The organism is Thalassococcus halodurans (assembly GCF_900108225.1).
In the GTDB taxonomy this organism is placed as follows: Bacteria; Pseudomonadota; Alphaproteobacteria; order Rhodobacterales; family Rhodobacteraceae; genus Thalassococcus; species Thalassococcus halodurans.
Genome location: NZ_FNUZ01000001.1, coordinates 321,295 through 334,511, shown reverse-complemented (window position 1 = coordinate 334,511; position 13,217 = coordinate 321,295). Strand labels below are relative to the sequence as shown.

Below are 13,217 nucleotides of genomic sequence, written 5' to 3'. Positions count from 1 at the left end.
CACCTAGGATGAAGGAGTTTGCTTGCAACTTTGTTCCTGATCTGGCCTGTTGGATTGCAAGTTTCGAAGAATCTTCGAATTCTGAGCGCTCAGACGAAAGGAATGAAGTCATGTCAGCTTTGGACGATATGGATCGCCGAATCCTGCGTGCGTTGCAAAAGGTCGGGCGCATGTCGAACGCGGACCTTGCTGAAAAGGTGAACCTGTCGGCATCTGCGTGTCACAGACGGGTGCAGCGCCTTGAGACAGAAGGCTTCATCAAGGATTACGTCGCGCTGCTTGACGCCCGGAAACTGGGGTTGCCCACGACGGTCTTTGTGGAAATCACCCTGACAGGGCAGGCGGACGAAGTTCTTGAGGCGTTTGAAACCGCCGTAAAACGCGTGCCGGAAATTCTGGAATGCCATCTGATGGCAGGCACGGCGGACTACATCCTGAAAATCGTGGCAGAAGACACCGATGACTTCGCGCGCATCCATCGCCAGTATCTCGCGCGGCTGCCCCATGTCCGTCAGATGCAATCAAGCTTTGCTCTGCGCACGGTGTTCCGGACAACGGCACTGCCTGTCTGACCCCTTAGAAAAGACAAACCCCCGAAAGGTTTTCACCTCGGAGGTCGTCAAATTCATAACAGTGTCTGAAAAACTGCTTAGAGCAGACCTTCACGCTGCGCCTTTTTGCGTGCCAGTTTACGGGCACGGCGGATCGCTTCAGCCTTCTCGCGCGCTTTTTTCTCGGACGGCTTCTCGAAATGTTGCTTGAGCTTCATTTCACGGAAGACACCCTCACGCTGCAGCTTTTTCTTCAGGGCACGAAGCGCCTGATCGACGTTGTTGTCGCGAACACTAACCTGCATGTGGTTTTCACCACCTTTCTAAGTTTGAGTTGCAAGGAATTGCAGGAGGTGGCCATATAGCAAGTCGCGCCTAACTTGTCTAGTGTGGGGCCAAGGGGCCTGAATTGCCACTGAGTTGAAGGAAGCCACGCCATGTCCGATGATCCCCAAACACAGCTTTTGGACGCTATTTTGATGCATGTTCCGTTTGATGGCTGGTCTCAGGCCAGTTTTGATGCGGCTGTTCAGGACAGTGATGTTGATCCTATCGTTGCCCGTGGCCTGTTCCCGCGTGGGGCAGTTGATCTGGCGGTGGCCTATCACAAAGCAGGCGACGCCGAGATGCTGCGCCGAATCGATGCCGACCCGATGGAGGGCTACCGGTTCCGCGACAAGGTCGCCGCGGCCGTCCGTCACCGGATCGAAGCGGTCGATGATCGCGAGGTCGTGCGCCGTGGCACCACGCTGTTTGCTCTGCCGACGCACGCAGCGGATGGCGCCAAGCTGATCTGGGGCACGGCGGATGCGATCTGGACGGCTTTGGGCGATACCTCGGACGATGTGAACTGGTACACAAAGCGCGCGACACTTTCCGGTGTCTATTCCTCGACCGTGTTGTTCTGGCTGGGAGATGACTCGCCCGATCATTCCGCGACATGGGAATTTCTGGATCGCCGGATCGAAGACGTCATGCGCTTTGAAAAATTCAAGGCGGCGGTGAACAGCAATCCGCTGACCAAAGGGTTGATGGCGTTCCCGAATGCTTTCCTGTCCCGTGTCAAAGCGCCTAAGACCGATCCCTCTGATTTGCCCGGGCATCTGGGCTAAGGTCGCAAGACCAAGGCCAGACAAAGGGATGCGTCCATTCCGCGCGATTGTTCTTTCATTGCGGATCGGCCAAAGTTCCGCCAAAGCGGAGGACGACTATGACGAAAACGATGCGGGCTGTTGAAATCACCGAAGCGGGCGGGCCCGAGGTTCTGAAACCGGTCGAGCGGGACATTCCCAAGCCGGGCCACGGCGATGTGCTGTTGAAAATTGCCTATGCCGGTGTGAACCGCCCCGACGCGCTGCAGCGTGCGGGCCTGTACGCCCCGCCGCCCGAAGCGTCCGATCTGCCGGGGCTTGAGGCCTCGGGCGAGGTGGTTGCGCTGGGCGAAGGTGTCAGCGGCATCAGCGTCGGCGATAAGGTTTGTGCCCTGCTTCCAGGCGGTGGTTACGCAGAATACGCAACGACGCCTGCCGCCCACTGCCTGCCTGTACCTGAAGGCATGGGCATGAAAGAGGCTGCTTGCCTGCCCGAGACCTTCTTCACCGTCTGGTCCAATGTGTTCCAGCGTGGTGGTCTGAAAGCAGGCGAGAAGTTTCTGGTTCACGGTGGATCATCGGGCATCGGAACGACGGCAATCCAACTGGCCAGTCACTTTGGCGCGCGTGTGTTCACCACGGCAGGCAACGCCGACAAATGCCGGATTTGCGAAGAGCTGGGGGCGGAACGCGCCATCAACTACCGCGAAGAGGATTTTGTCGAGGTCATCCGCGCTGAAGGCGGTGCTGATCTGATCCTTGATATGGTTGGCGGCAGCTATCTGCCTAAGAACGTCAAAAGCCTCGCCAATGACGGCCGTCTGGTGCAGATCGCCTTCTTGCAAGGGCCGAAGGTGGAGCTGAACTTTGCCCAGGTGATGATGCGCCGTCTGACGATCACTGGATCGACCTTGCGCCCGCAAAGCGATCTGGCCAAGGCCCGCATTGCCGATGCGCTGCGCGAACAGGTCTGGCCGCTGTTGTCGGCGGGCAAAATCGCCCCTGTCATGGACAGTGAATATGCGCTGGATCAGGCCGCTGACGCGCACGCGCGTATGGAAGGATCGACCCACATCGGTAAAATCGTGCTGAAGGTCGGAGGCTGAGGGTTGTCCGAAGGCGCACCTCAGAAGACGCCGCTCGATCTGTTGGGCGAATACGCCATTCAGGACAGTTTCGAGACGTTCAAGGACCACATGTCGGGGGCGATGCTGTTCCCCGACAAACGCAACATCCGCAAATACTGCATCAACCGCGCGATCGAGTCGCTGGGCACGGACGGCTTGTTTGCCGAATTCGGCGTGTGGCGCGGGCATGGCGTGAACCTGTTTTCGCGTCAGTTGAAAAAAACCGGCGCGGTTATCTGGGGCTTTGACAGCTTCGAAGGGCTGGAAGAGGACTGGACTGGCCATGCCAAAGGCGGGCAGGCGGGGCGTTTTACGCTGAAAGGTGAATTGCCCGAAGTTGCTGATGGCGTGAAGCTGGTCAAAGGCTGGGTGCAGGATACGGTGCCGGGCTGGCTGGAAGATCACAAAGGGCAGGCCGTGGTCTTTGCCCACTTGGATCTGGACACCTACACGCCCACGCGCTTTGTGCTGGATGCGATCCGGCCACGGTTGGTGGCGGGATCGGTTTTGCTGTTTGACGAACTCTATGGATATCCCGGTTGGCGCCATCACGAATGGAAAGCACTGGAAGAGAGCTTGCCGTCCGACAGTTTTCGCTACATCTCTTTCTCAGAGCAGGCGGTCGGCATCGAAATGACCCGCGCGCCTGATAGCTGACACGCGTCTTTTAGAGGGAGGAAGGCATGGCAAAAACCGTAGTGATGCACGAACACGGTGGTCCTGAGGTATTGCAGATCGAGGATCGCCCCGTTGGTGACCCCGCAGCAGGCGAGGTGCGCATCAATCACAAGGTATGCGGCCTAAACTTTATCGACTGCTACCAGCGCAGCGGCCTTTACCCGATGAACCTGCCCCACGCGATGGGGATGGAAGCATCCGGCGTGGTTGATGCCGTGGGCGAAGGCGTGACGCATCTGAAGGTCGGTGACCGTGTGGCCTATGCCAGCCAGCCTCCGGGCGCCTATTGCGAAGCGCGCGTGATGCCCGCTGCGCAGGTCTGTCCCTTGCCCGATGGTATTTCCTTTGAGGAGGGCGCTGCGATGATGCTGAAAGGGCTGACCACGCAGTACCTGTTCCATCGCACAACGCCGCTGAAGGCCGGCGATACGGTGCTGTTTCACGCCGCTGCCGGTGGCGTGGGCCTAATCGCCTGTCAGTGGGCCAAATCCGAAGGCATCCGCTTGATCGGCACAGCAGGCACCGATGAGAAATGCCAACTGGCGCTGGATCATGGTGCATCCGACTGCATCAATTATCGGGATGAGGACTGGGTCGCTAAGGTCAAGGAACTGACCGATGGCAAAGGCGTCGATGTCGTGATGGACTCGGTCGGGAAGGACACGTTCGAAGGCTCGCTCGATTGTCTGAAGCCGCTGGGCATGATGATTTCATTTGGCAACGCCTCGGGGGCGGTGCCGCCGTTCAATATCGGGACTCTGGGGGCGAAAGGATCACTGAAAATCACGCGTCCGACACTGTTCACGCACATCGCGGATCACGCCACATGTCAGGATATGGCGCAGCAGTTGTTTGCCAAGGTTCTGAGCGGGGATGTGAAAATCCGGATTGATCAGCGTTTCCCACTGGATCAGGTGGCCGACGCCCATCGCTCACTAGAAGCGCGGAAGACGACCGGTTCGACCGTTCTGACGATCTGATAGAAAAAAGGCGCGAGGGGCCCGAACCCTTCGCGCCTTCCAAAGCTGATTACAGCGCGCGCCAGCCGATATCGCGGCGGCAGAAGCCTTCGGGCCAATCCACAGCATCCACCAACGCATAGGCGCGATCGCGGGCCTCTTGCAGTGTCGCACCGCGCGCCGTGGCGTTCAGAACGCGGCCACCCGTGGCGACGACCTGACCGTCTTTTTCGGACGTGCCTGCGTGGAACATCACGTTGAAGCTGTCTTCCGTGATGGCATCCAGACCGTTGATCGCGGTGCCTTTTTCGTAGGAACCCGGATAGCCGCTGGCCGCCAGCACCACGGTCATCGCGTGGTCATCCGCCCAGTTCACCTGAGCTTCGGCCAGACGGCCTTCTGCGCAGGCGTGGATCAGGTCCAGCGCCTGTGCCCCAAGGCGCAGCATCAGAACCTGACACTCCGGATCGCCAAAGCGCACGTTGTATTCCACCAGACGCGGCTGGCCGTTTTCGATCATCAGACCGGCATACAGGACACCCTGATAAGGCGTGCCGCGACGGGCCATTTCTGCCATGGTCGGCTTGATGATTTCGTCCAGCGCTTTTTGTGCGATCTCGTCGGTCAGCACGGGGGCAGGGGAATAGGCACCCATGCCGCCAGTGTTGGGGCCTGTGTCGCCTTCACCAACGCGCTTGTGGTCCTGCGCGGTGCCGATGGGCAGCACGGTTTCGCCGTCGACCAGAATGAAGTAGGACGCTTCTTCGCCTGTCATGAATTCTTCGATGACAACCTCTGCGCCAGCTTCGCCAAAGGCGCCACCGAACATGTCGTCCAGCGCGGCAAGGGCTTCTTCCAGCGTTTCGGGGATGATCACGCCTTTGCCTGCGGCCAGACCGTCGGCCTTGATGACCAGAGGCATGCCCTGTTCGGTGACATAGGCTTTGGCCGCGGCCAGATCGGTGAAATGCGCATAGCCTGCTGTCGGGGCCTTGGCCGCGTCGCAGATTTCTTTGGTAAAGCTTTTGGAGGCTTCCAGCTTCGCCGCTGCGGCAGAGGGGCCAAAGACAGGGATGGATGCGTTGCGCAGCGCGTCGGCCACGCCAGCGGCCAGCGGGGCCTCGGGGCCGACGATGACCAGATCAATCGCGTTTTCTTCGGCAAAGGTGACAACAACGCCACCGTCATTGACGTCAAAGGACGCGCAATCGGCGATCTGGGCGATACCTGCGTTTCCGGGGGCCACGATCAGCTTGTCGCACTTGGGGTTCTGCATAACGGCCCACGCCAGTGCATGTTCACGTCCGCCCGAACCGAGGATCAGGATATTCATGGCCAAAGTCCCTTTATTTGCGCTGTTGCGCCCTCCTATCCGGCGCAGGGCTTTGGCGCAAGATGTGGTGCTTTTCCTTTCTGGGGCGGATGGGTAGTGTGGGCACAACCAAGCACGAGGATAACCATGGATTTGTTGGACGACGGCCCCGAGGAAGGCGAAGGCAATACGCCGGAATTTTCCGTCTCGGAATTGTCCGGTGCCGTCAAACGGGTGATCGAGGGCGAATTCGGCTTTGTCCGGGTCAAGGGCGAGGTCGGTCGTGTGTCGCGTCCGCGTTCGGGGCATATCTATCTGGATTTGAAAGATGATAAGGCCGTCATCTCGGGCGTGATGTGGAAAGGTGTGGCCAGCCGTCTGCAGACCCAGCCCGAAGAAGGGATGGAGGTTATCGCTACAGGGCGTCTGACGACGTTCCCCGGTCAATCCAAATACCAGATCGTGATCGAGGATATGCGCCCTGCCGGTGCCGGTGCGCTGATGGCGATGCTGGAAAAGCGCAAGGCGTTGTTGCAGTCCGAGGGCCTGTTTGACGCCAGCCGGAAAAAGCCGCTGCCGTTTCTGCCCGAGATCATCGGCGTTGTGACATCGCCGTCAGGGGCCGTCATCCGCGATATCCTGCATCGTCTGCGCGACCGTTTCCCGCGCAAGGTGCTGATCTGGCCGGTGGCCGTGCAGGGCGCGAAATGTGCGCCCGAGGTGACCCGCGCGATTGAAGGGTTCAACCAGCTGACGCCCGGCGGCGCGCTACCGCGTCCTGATCTTCTGATTGTGGCGCGTGGCGGTGGATCGATTGAAGACCTCTGGGGCTTTAACGAAGAAAGCGTGGCGCGGGCGGCTGCGGCCTCAGACATTCCCTTGATTTCAGCGGTTGGGCACGAAACGGACACCACGCTGATCGACTTCGTATCGGACCAGCGCGCGCCGACACCGACGGCGGCTGCGGAACTGGCCGTGCCTGTGCGCCGTGATTTGTTGGCATGGACGGACGAAGTGCAGGCGCGTCTCAGCCGTGCGATCACACAGCGTCTGGAGCTGCGGGATCAGCGGTTGCGCGATCTGTCCCGCGCCCTGCCGCGCCCTGACATGCTGTTGGATGGCCCGCGTCAGCGGTTGGATACCATTTCGGATCGTTTGCCTGCTGCGCTGACTCGCGGAGTTCAAACGCGCCGTGTCGTCCTGTCTGAAACCGCAGGCAGCCTGCGGCCCGCGATGCTGCGGTCGCGTCTGGCGGAAGAAACCCGCCGTGTGGCCCAGATCGGGGCGCGTCTGGACCCGCGGATCGTGCAGCGTGACGTAGCGCAGAAATCCGAACGCATCGCGGAACTGTCGCGCCGGTTGGATGGGGCGTTCCAGCAAAGCACCGGCAAACGCCGCGAACGTCTAGATGCGCTGGATCGTCTGCGCGAAACGCTGGGCTATAAAGCCACGTTGAAGCGTGGCTATGCCGTCGTGCGGGCCGAGGGCCAAGTTGTGACGACCAAAGCCGAGGCCGAGAAAGCAGGCGGGCTTGAGATCGAATTCAACGATGGAAAAATGCGGATCGGGGGCAGCGTGCCGAAAAAGGCGTCATCCAAAAAGAAAGCCCCGGAACAGGGCTCGCTTTTCTAACCATTCAAAATGAAAAGGGCGGGGAAATCCCCGCCCTTTTTGTATTTAGGCTGCGTCTGCTTCCGGCGAAAAACGACCGTAGAAGCTCTGGCCCTTGTCGGCCATTTCGCGCAGCAGCGGCGGGCAGGCAAAGCGTGCGCCGTGCTTGGCTTCAAGCTGATCGCAACGCTCGGCGGCATAGGGCGCGCCGATGATGTCCAGCCACGACAGCGGACCGCCGGACCAAGGCGCAAAGCCCCAGCCAAGGATCGCACCAACGTCACCTTCGCGGATGTCCATCAGAACGCCTTCTTCCAGCGCACGAACGGCTTCCAGCGACTGAGCGAACAGCAGGCGGTGCTGCACTTCGGTCAGGTCAGGCTGATCGTCTGCGACAGGATATTTGGCCTCAAGACCACCCCAAAGACCGACGCGCTTGCCTTTTTCATCGTAGGCATAGAAGCCCGCGTTTGCCTTGCGGCCCAGACGACCTTCGCCTTCCATCCAGAAGATCACATCGTCAACAGCAGCGTCAGGATAGGCATCGCCCATCGCAGCCTTTGTCGCGCGGGCGATTTTTGCACCCAGATCGATCGAGGTTTCATCAACCAGCTGAAGCGGACCCAAAGGCATACCAACCAGCTTGGCCGCGTTCTCGATCAGCGCGGGGTTGATGCCCTCGGCGACCATGCGGATGCCTTCGTTGATGTAGGGGATGATGCAGCGGTTGGCGTAGAAGAAACGCGCGTCGTTCACAACGATCGGTGTCTTCTTGATCTGACGGACATAGTCCAGCGCCTTTGCAACCGCGCGATCACCGGTTTCCTTACCCTTGATGATCTCGACCAGCATCATCTTCTCGACCGGCGAGAAGAAGTGGATGCCGATGAACTGCTCAGGGCGCTTGGACGCCTTGGCCAGATCCGAGATAGGCAGGGTCGATGTGTTGGTCGCAAAGATGCAGTCTTCGCCAATCACCGCTTCGACCTTGGCGGTCACTTCCGCCTTGATCGCAGGGTCTTCGAACACCGCCTCGATGATCAGGTCGGCGCCTTCCAGTGCGGCATAATCAGTGGTCGCGTTGATCAGGCCAAGAACCTTTTCTTTCTTATCCTCGGTGATCTTCTTACGCTTGATGCCCTTGTCCAGATAGGTCTCGGAATAGGCTTTGCCCTTGTCCGCAGCTTCCTGTTTCTGGTCGATCAGGACAACTTCGATACCGGCCAGAGCCGACACCAGCGCAATGCCTGCACCCATCATGCCCGCACCCAGAACGCCGACTTTCTTGACGGACTGGTCTGCCACATCTGCCGGACGCACAGCACCTTTTTCCAGCGCGCCTTTGTTGATGAACAGCGAACGGATCATCGCGGATGACGACGGGTTCATCAGAACGTTTACGAACCAGCGTGCTTCGATCTTCAGGGCTGTGTCGAAGGGCACCATCGCGCCTTCGTAGACAGCAGACAAAAGCGCCTTGGCCGCCGGATAGACGCCCTTGGTCTTGCCGTTGACCATCGCGGATGCACCAACGAACGTCATAAAGCCAGCAGGGTGATACGGCGCGCCGCCGGGCATTTTGTAGCCCTTTTCATCCCACGGTTTGACGATGTCTTTATCGCCCGCGTTCAGAACCCATTCTTTGGCTTCTGCAACCGGATCAGCGACCACTTCGTCGATGATGCCAGCCGCTTTTGCCTTAATCGGGTCGGACAACTTTCCTTCCAGAAGGAACGGCGATGCCGCCATCGCGCCCATCTTGCGGACCATTCGGGTTGTGCCGCCAGCGCCCGGGAAGATGCCGATCATGATTTCCGGCAGACCGATTTTGGCCTTTGGGTCAGGCACGCAGAAGATGCGGTGACACGCCAGCGGAATTTCCAGACCGATGCCCAGTGCTGTACCTGGCAGAGCAGCTGCAATCGGCTTGCCGCCCTTGTTGGTTTTCGCATCCATGCCCGCGCGTTCGATTTTACGCAGTGCGCCGTGCATCTGCATGATGCCGTCAAACAAGCCACGCGCCGGATCGTCGCCCGCCTGTTCTTTCATCTTGGCCAGAACGTTCAGGTCCATGCCAGCGGCAAAGGTGTCTTTGCCCGAGGTGATAACAACGCCTTTGACCGCGTCATCTGCCAAAGCATCGTCGATATGCGCATCCAGTTCGCGCAGACCGTCAAAGCTCAGAACGTTCATGGATTTGCCCGGTACGTCCCAGGTGATCACTGCGACGCCGTCGGCGCCTTTTTCCATTGTAAATTCAGTCATGTCTTTTTCCCTGTCAGGGTGAAGGTCTGTATCGCGGATTACACGCGCTCGATGATGGTGGCGGCACCCATACCGGATGCGATGCACAGCGTGGCAAGGCCGACGCCCTGACCTGTGCGCTCAAGCTCGTCCAGCAATGTGCCGATGATTATCGCACCTGTGGCACCCAGCGGGTGACCCATAGCGATCGAGCCGCCGTTCACGTTCACCTTGTCCTGATCCACATTGAACGCCTGCATGAAGCGCAGAACAACCGACGCGAATGCTTCGTTCACTTCGAACAGATCGATGTCCGAAATGGACATGCCATTGTCGGCAAGGATCTTCTCGGTAACGGGTACAGGGCCCGTCAGCATGATGGTCGGGTCTGTACCGATTTTCGCCGTGGCACGTATGCGGGCGCGCGGCTTGATGCCGTATTTCTCGCCGAATTCCTTGTTGCCGATCAGAACGCCAGCCGCACCGTCCACGATACCGGACGAGTTGCCCGCGTGGTGGATGTGGTTGATGCGCTCAAGATGCGGGTACTTCATCAGAGCAACCGCATCAAAGCCCGGCATGACCTCACCCATCTGCTGGAACGACGGGGCCAAAGACCCCAGCGCCTGCATGTCTGTGCCCGGACGCATGTATTCGTCCTTGTCCAGAATGGTCAGGCCGTTCTGGTCACGCACATTCAGAATCGATTTCGCAAAACGGTTATCGGCCCAAGCGGCTGCTGCACGCTTCTGGCTTTCGACCGCCAGCGCGTCTGCGTCATCACGGGTGAAACCATATTCGGTGGCAATGATGTCTGCCGAAATACCCTGCGGGACAAAATAGGTGTCCATGGCAATCGACGGATCAACAGCAATCGCCGCCCCGTCCGAGCCCATGGCCACACGACCCATCATTTCAACACCACCGGCGATATAGGCATCGCCTGCGCCGCCTTTAACCTGGTTCGCGGCAAGGTTCACAGCCTCCATGCCCGACGCACAGAAACGGTTGATCGCAAGGCCCGGGATCGATTGATCCAGTTCGGACGCCAGAACCGCAGTCCGCGCAAGGCAACCGCCCTGTTCGCCAACTTGGGTCACGTTGCCCCAGATCACGTCCTCAACCGCGTGACCCTCAAGGTTGTTGCGGTCTTTCAGGCCGTTCAGGACCTGAGCGCTCAGACGCGCCGAGGTCACTTCATGCAGCGAGCCATCCTTGCGGCCCTTGCCGCGCGGCGTGCGGATCGCATCGTAAATATAGGCTTCGGTCATCATGGTCTCCTTAATCAGGCCCGATCCGACGGATTGCCGGGCATCAGGTCATAGGGGTGTTTCCAGCCGGGCAGGGCGCTGATGCGCGTCAGCCAAGCATCGATATGGGGCCAGTCTTCGCGCTGAAAGCCGAAGGGTTCTGGGTAAAAGAGGTAGCCGCAACAGGTCAGGTCCGCATTCGTGACGTCGCGACCAACAATCCAGTCACGTCCCGTCAAGTGGGCATCCAGAACCTGATAAGCCGACTTCAAACGGCCTTGGGTGAAAGCAATCACCTCTTGCGGGCGCTTGTCTTCGGGCAGGAAATTCATCAGAAAGCGCGTCACGCCCGCTTGGCTGGAAAGCTTGTGATTGTCCCACAGCAACCAGCGCAGAATTTCCAGCTTCTCTTCTGGCGAGTTCCCGCCGAATTTGCCGGTTTTTTCGCTGAGGTAAGTCTGGATCACACCGGATTGCGACAACGTCACATCGCCATCAATCAAAACAGGCGCTTCGCCCATGACATTCAGTTCACCACGGTAGTCGTCACCACGTGTTTGACCTTTGAAAAAGTCGATGAACACCGGTTCCCATTCAAGGCCGGAAAGCTCAAGAGCGAGGGCCGCCTTGTACGAATGACCGCTCTCGCCAAAGCAGTGAAGTTTGATGGTCATGGAAAAATACCTCCGCCGATGTGCTTTGGGTGAATGGGGTTGTTTTGAGTATTTGTGGACAGATGAAACACGAAGCCTGTCCCAGAATAACCATTTGCTAACTTCGTTAAGCTAAGTCTGGATCTACGGTACAGGCTGGAGAGCCGATGACCGTGACAGGTGAAGCGCGGTGCTTCCGCCTTGTAGGGTAAATCCCGTGAAAGGGCCGGAGCGCCAAGCGGATTTGGGGCAGGCTGGCGCGCGTGGTTTTCTGCGCAAGCCAGTGCTGCTTCATCTGTCTCAAAATACTCAAAATCCGACGGCATCAAAGGCTCCTCGCGATCAGTTCTTTCATGATCTCGTTGGTGCCACCGTAAATCCGCTGGACGCGCGCATCTGCCCACATTTCCGCAACGGCGTATTCTTGCATATAGCCGTAGCCGCCGTGAAGCTGGACGCATTCGTCAAGCACTTCACCTTGCGTGTCTGACAACCAATATTTCGACATTGCGGCTTTTTCGACGCTCAATTCGCCGCGCAGGTGTTCGGCGATGCATTGATCAAGGAAACAACGTGCGACCGTTGTTTTGGTCTGGCACTCAGCCAGTTTGAAGCGCGTGTTCTGGAATTGGGTGAGAGGTCCTCCAAAGGCTTCGCGTTCTTTGCAGTAGGCGATGGTGCGCTCAACCGCGCCTTCCATTGCGCCGACGGCCCCGCAACCGATGATCAGGCGTTCTTGGGGCAGCTGTTCCATCATTTGATAAAAGCCGCGCGACTCGACGCCGCCCAGCAGGTTTTCTGGTGGAAGCTCGACATTGTCAAAAAACAGCTCGGACGTATCCGCTGCGTGGCAGCCGATTTTTTCCAGGTTTCGGCCACGCGTGAACCCTTCTGCGGTGTCGGTTTCGACAGCCATCAAGCTGATACCTTTCGCGCCTTGCGACGGGTTGGTTTTTGCCGCGACCAAAATCAGGTTTGCGTGCTGGCCGTTGGTGATGAAGGTTTTCTGGCCCGACAGACGGTAGGCGTTGCCTTGTTTGACGGCTTTGGTTTTGATGCGCTGAACGTCTGATCCGGTCGAGGGTTCGGTCATGGCCAGAGCGCCGACCATTTCGCCCGTACACAGCTTTGGCAACCAGCGCTTTTTCTGCTCTTCCGTGCCATAGGTCAGGATGTAATGGGCCACAATGCCAGAGTGGATGCCGTGTCCCCAGCTTGCCAGATTGGCGCGGGCAGCTTCCATCAGGATGACGGCCTCGTGGCCGAAGTCACCACCGGCGCCGCCGTATTCTTCGGGGACCGAGGGGCAAAGCAGGCCGAGTTCGGCGGCCTCCTGCCAGATTCCGCGATCCATTTGACCGTTCTTGCGCCATTCGCCATAGCGCGGGACCCAGCGTTCGTTGATGAAGCCTGCGGTCATATCCGCGAGCATTTTATGCTCGTCTGTCATCCAGCCTGAAGTCATGCAGCTCCCCCTCCCCAAGGGTTGCGATGTGTCAGCGTTTTCGTTTGTCCAATTCTGCGTTGAACAACCTAAGTCTGTGCGTCAGCGCGTCTTCGTCTGTCACGCTACCGAAGTTTTCAAAGAGGAAACTGAGTGCCTCGCCTTCGTCCAAACCCGCCTCACTGGCGAACTTTTTCAGACGTCGATAGCCATCTTCGGTCATGGAAACTGGAAAACGGCGGGTCAGACGAAAACGTTTGGGCATTCAATCCTCGGATAAGATGGGTGGTTTCCCAC

14 protein-coding genes are annotated in these 13,217 nt (G+C 58.7%); 6 read left to right on the top strand and 8 right to left on the bottom strand.

The features are described 5' to 3' along the window. Positions 1-110 precede the first annotated feature (110 nt). The gene (locus tag C4S59_RS01655; RefSeq protein WP_103908737.1) at positions 111-572 is read left to right on the top strand and encodes an Lrp/AsnC family transcriptional regulator; all 462 of its coding nucleotides are present in this window, start codon (positions 111-113) and stop codon (positions 570-572) included. Positions 573-649: 77 nt separating this feature from the next. Here C4S59_RS01655 and rpsU read toward each other — a convergent pair whose 3' ends face one another. Then, positions 650-856 carry a 30S ribosomal protein S21 gene (gene rpsU / locus C4S59_RS01650; RefSeq protein ID WP_005614280.1) on the bottom strand — a complete coding sequence of 69 codons (207 nt, stop codon included), beginning with the start codon at positions 854-856 and terminating at the stop codon, positions 650-652. 132 nt (positions 857-988) lie between these two features. Between rpsU and C4S59_RS01645 the strand changes: the two genes are divergently transcribed. The 4 genes from C4S59_RS01645 to C4S59_RS01630 all read left to right on the top strand — a co-directional run bounded on the left by C4S59_RS01645 (position 989) and on the right by C4S59_RS01630 (position 4,427). After that, positions 989-1,663, top strand: a complete 675-nt coding sequence (locus tag C4S59_RS01645; RefSeq protein WP_103908736.1) for a COQ9 family protein — start codon at positions 989-991, stop codon at positions 1,661-1,663. Positions 1,664-1,761: 98 nt separating this feature from the next. Continuing rightward, on the top strand, positions 1,762-2,748 hold the full coding sequence (locus C4S59_RS01640) for an NAD(P)H-quinone oxidoreductase (protein WP_103908735.1): 987 nt from the start codon (positions 1,762-1,764) through the stop codon (positions 2,746-2,748). A gap of 3 nt (positions 2,749-2,751) precedes the next feature. After that, positions 2,752-3,426 carry a class I SAM-dependent methyltransferase gene (locus C4S59_RS01635; protein WP_103908734.1) on the top strand — a complete coding sequence of 225 codons (675 nt, stop codon included), beginning with the start codon at positions 2,752-2,754 and terminating at the stop codon, positions 3,424-3,426. A 26-nt stretch (positions 3,427-3,452) separates the two neighbouring features. Further along, positions 3,453-4,427, top strand: coding sequence for a quinone oxidoreductase family protein (locus C4S59_RS01630; protein ID WP_103908733.1), 975 nt, complete (start codon positions 3,453-3,455; stop codon positions 4,425-4,427). A 49-nt stretch (positions 4,428-4,476) separates the two neighbouring features. On the opposite strand, the gene purD is transcribed toward C4S59_RS01630, so the two are convergent. Beyond that, on the bottom strand, positions 4,477-5,739 hold the full coding sequence (gene purD / locus C4S59_RS01625; protein WP_103908732.1) for a phosphoribosylamine--glycine ligase: 1,263 nt from the start codon (positions 5,737-5,739) through the stop codon (positions 4,477-4,479). 126 nt (positions 5,740-5,865) lie between these two features. Here purD and xseA point away from each other — a divergent pair, with 126 nt between their 5' ends. Then, positions 5,866-7,350 (top strand): exodeoxyribonuclease VII large subunit, encoded by a 1,485-nt coding sequence (gene xseA, locus C4S59_RS01620; protein WP_103908731.1) that lies wholly within the window; start codon positions 5,866-5,868, stop codon positions 7,348-7,350. Between the two features lie 45 nt (positions 7,351-7,395). On the opposite strand, the gene C4S59_RS01615 is transcribed toward xseA, so the two are convergent. From C4S59_RS01615 to C4S59_RS01595, 6 genes are read right to left on the bottom strand one after another with little or no spacing between them, the layout of a single operon-like run. Continuing rightward, positions 7,396-9,594, bottom strand: a complete 2,199-nt coding sequence (locus C4S59_RS01615; protein WP_103908730.1) for a 3-hydroxyacyl-CoA dehydrogenase NAD-binding domain-containing protein — start codon at positions 9,592-9,594, stop codon at positions 7,396-7,398. A 38-nt stretch (positions 9,595-9,632) separates the two neighbouring features. Further along, positions 9,633-10,844 carry an acetyl-CoA C-acetyltransferase gene (locus tag C4S59_RS01610; protein WP_103908729.1) on the bottom strand — a complete coding sequence of 404 codons (1,212 nt, stop codon included), beginning with the start codon at positions 10,842-10,844 and terminating at the stop codon, positions 9,633-9,635. Between the two features lie 14 nt (positions 10,845-10,858). Next, positions 10,859-11,497 (bottom strand): glutathione S-transferase family protein, encoded by a 639-nt coding sequence (locus C4S59_RS01605; RefSeq protein ID WP_103908728.1) that lies wholly within the window; start codon positions 11,495-11,497, stop codon positions 10,859-10,861. Further along, complete coding sequence (locus C4S59_RS19465; RefSeq protein WP_146064495.1) at positions 11,494-11,802, bottom strand: hypothetical protein; 309 nt, start codon at positions 11,800-11,802, stop codon at positions 11,494-11,496. The genes C4S59_RS01605 and C4S59_RS19465 overlap by 4 nt, the downstream gene beginning before the upstream one ends. Then, entirely contained in the window at positions 11,802-12,941 is a 1,140-nt protein-coding gene (locus C4S59_RS01600) for an acyl-CoA dehydrogenase family protein (protein WP_103908727.1), read from the bottom strand. The genes C4S59_RS19465 and C4S59_RS01600 overlap by 1 nt, the downstream gene beginning before the upstream one ends. Positions 12,942-12,972: 31 nt before the next feature. Beyond that, the gene (locus tag C4S59_RS01595; RefSeq protein WP_103908726.1) at positions 12,973-13,185 is read right to left on the bottom strand and encodes a hypothetical protein; all 213 of its coding nucleotides are present in this window, start codon (positions 13,183-13,185) and stop codon (positions 12,973-12,975) included. Positions 13,186-13,217: the final 32 nt, after the last annotated feature.

Excerpts from the sequence above, each read along its gene's own strand:
- C4S59_RS01645 (WP_103908736.1), top strand. The coding sequence starts at position 989 with ATGTCCGATGATCCCCAAACACAGCTTTTGGACGCTATTTTGATGCAT.
- C4S59_RS19465 (WP_146064495.1), bottom strand. The coding sequence starts at position 11,802 with ATGCCGTCGGATTTTGAGTATTTTGAGACAGATGAAGCAGCACTGGCT.
- C4S59_RS01610 (WP_103908729.1), bottom strand. The coding sequence starts at position 10,844 with ATGACCGAAGCCTATATTTACGATGCGATCCGCACGCCGCGCGGCAAG.
- C4S59_RS01605 (WP_103908728.1), bottom strand. The coding sequence starts at position 11,497 with ATGACCATCAAACTTCACTGCTTTGGCGAGAGCGGTCATTCGTACAAG.
- C4S59_RS01600 (WP_103908727.1), bottom strand. The coding sequence starts at position 12,941 with ATGACTTCAGGCTGGATGACAGACGAGCATAAAATGCTCGCGGATATG.
- C4S59_RS01615 (WP_103908730.1), bottom strand. The coding sequence starts at position 9,594 with ATGACTGAATTTACAATGGAAAAAGGCGCCGACGGCGTCGCAGTGATC.
- C4S59_RS01655 (WP_103908737.1), top strand. The coding sequence starts at position 111 with ATGTCAGCTTTGGACGATATGGATCGCCGAATCCTGCGTGCGTTGCAA.
- xseA (WP_103908731.1), top strand. The coding sequence starts at position 5,866 with ATGGATTTGTTGGACGACGGCCCCGAGGAAGGCGAAGGCAATACGCCG.
- rpsU (WP_005614280.1), bottom strand. The coding sequence starts at position 856 with ATGCAGGTTAGTGTTCGCGACAACAACGTCGATCAGGCGCTTCGTGCC.
- purD (WP_103908732.1), bottom strand. The coding sequence starts at position 5,739 with ATGAATATCCTGATCCTCGGTTCGGGCGGACGTGAACATGCACTGGCG.
- C4S59_RS01595 (WP_103908726.1), bottom strand. The coding sequence starts at position 13,185 with ATGCCCAAACGTTTTCGTCTGACCCGCCGTTTTCCAGTTTCCATGACC.
- C4S59_RS01630 (WP_103908733.1), top strand. The coding sequence starts at position 3,453 with ATGGCAAAAACCGTAGTGATGCACGAACACGGTGGTCCTGAGGTATTG.
- C4S59_RS01640 (WP_103908735.1), top strand. The coding sequence starts at position 1,762 with ATGACGAAAACGATGCGGGCTGTTGAAATCACCGAAGCGGGCGGGCCC.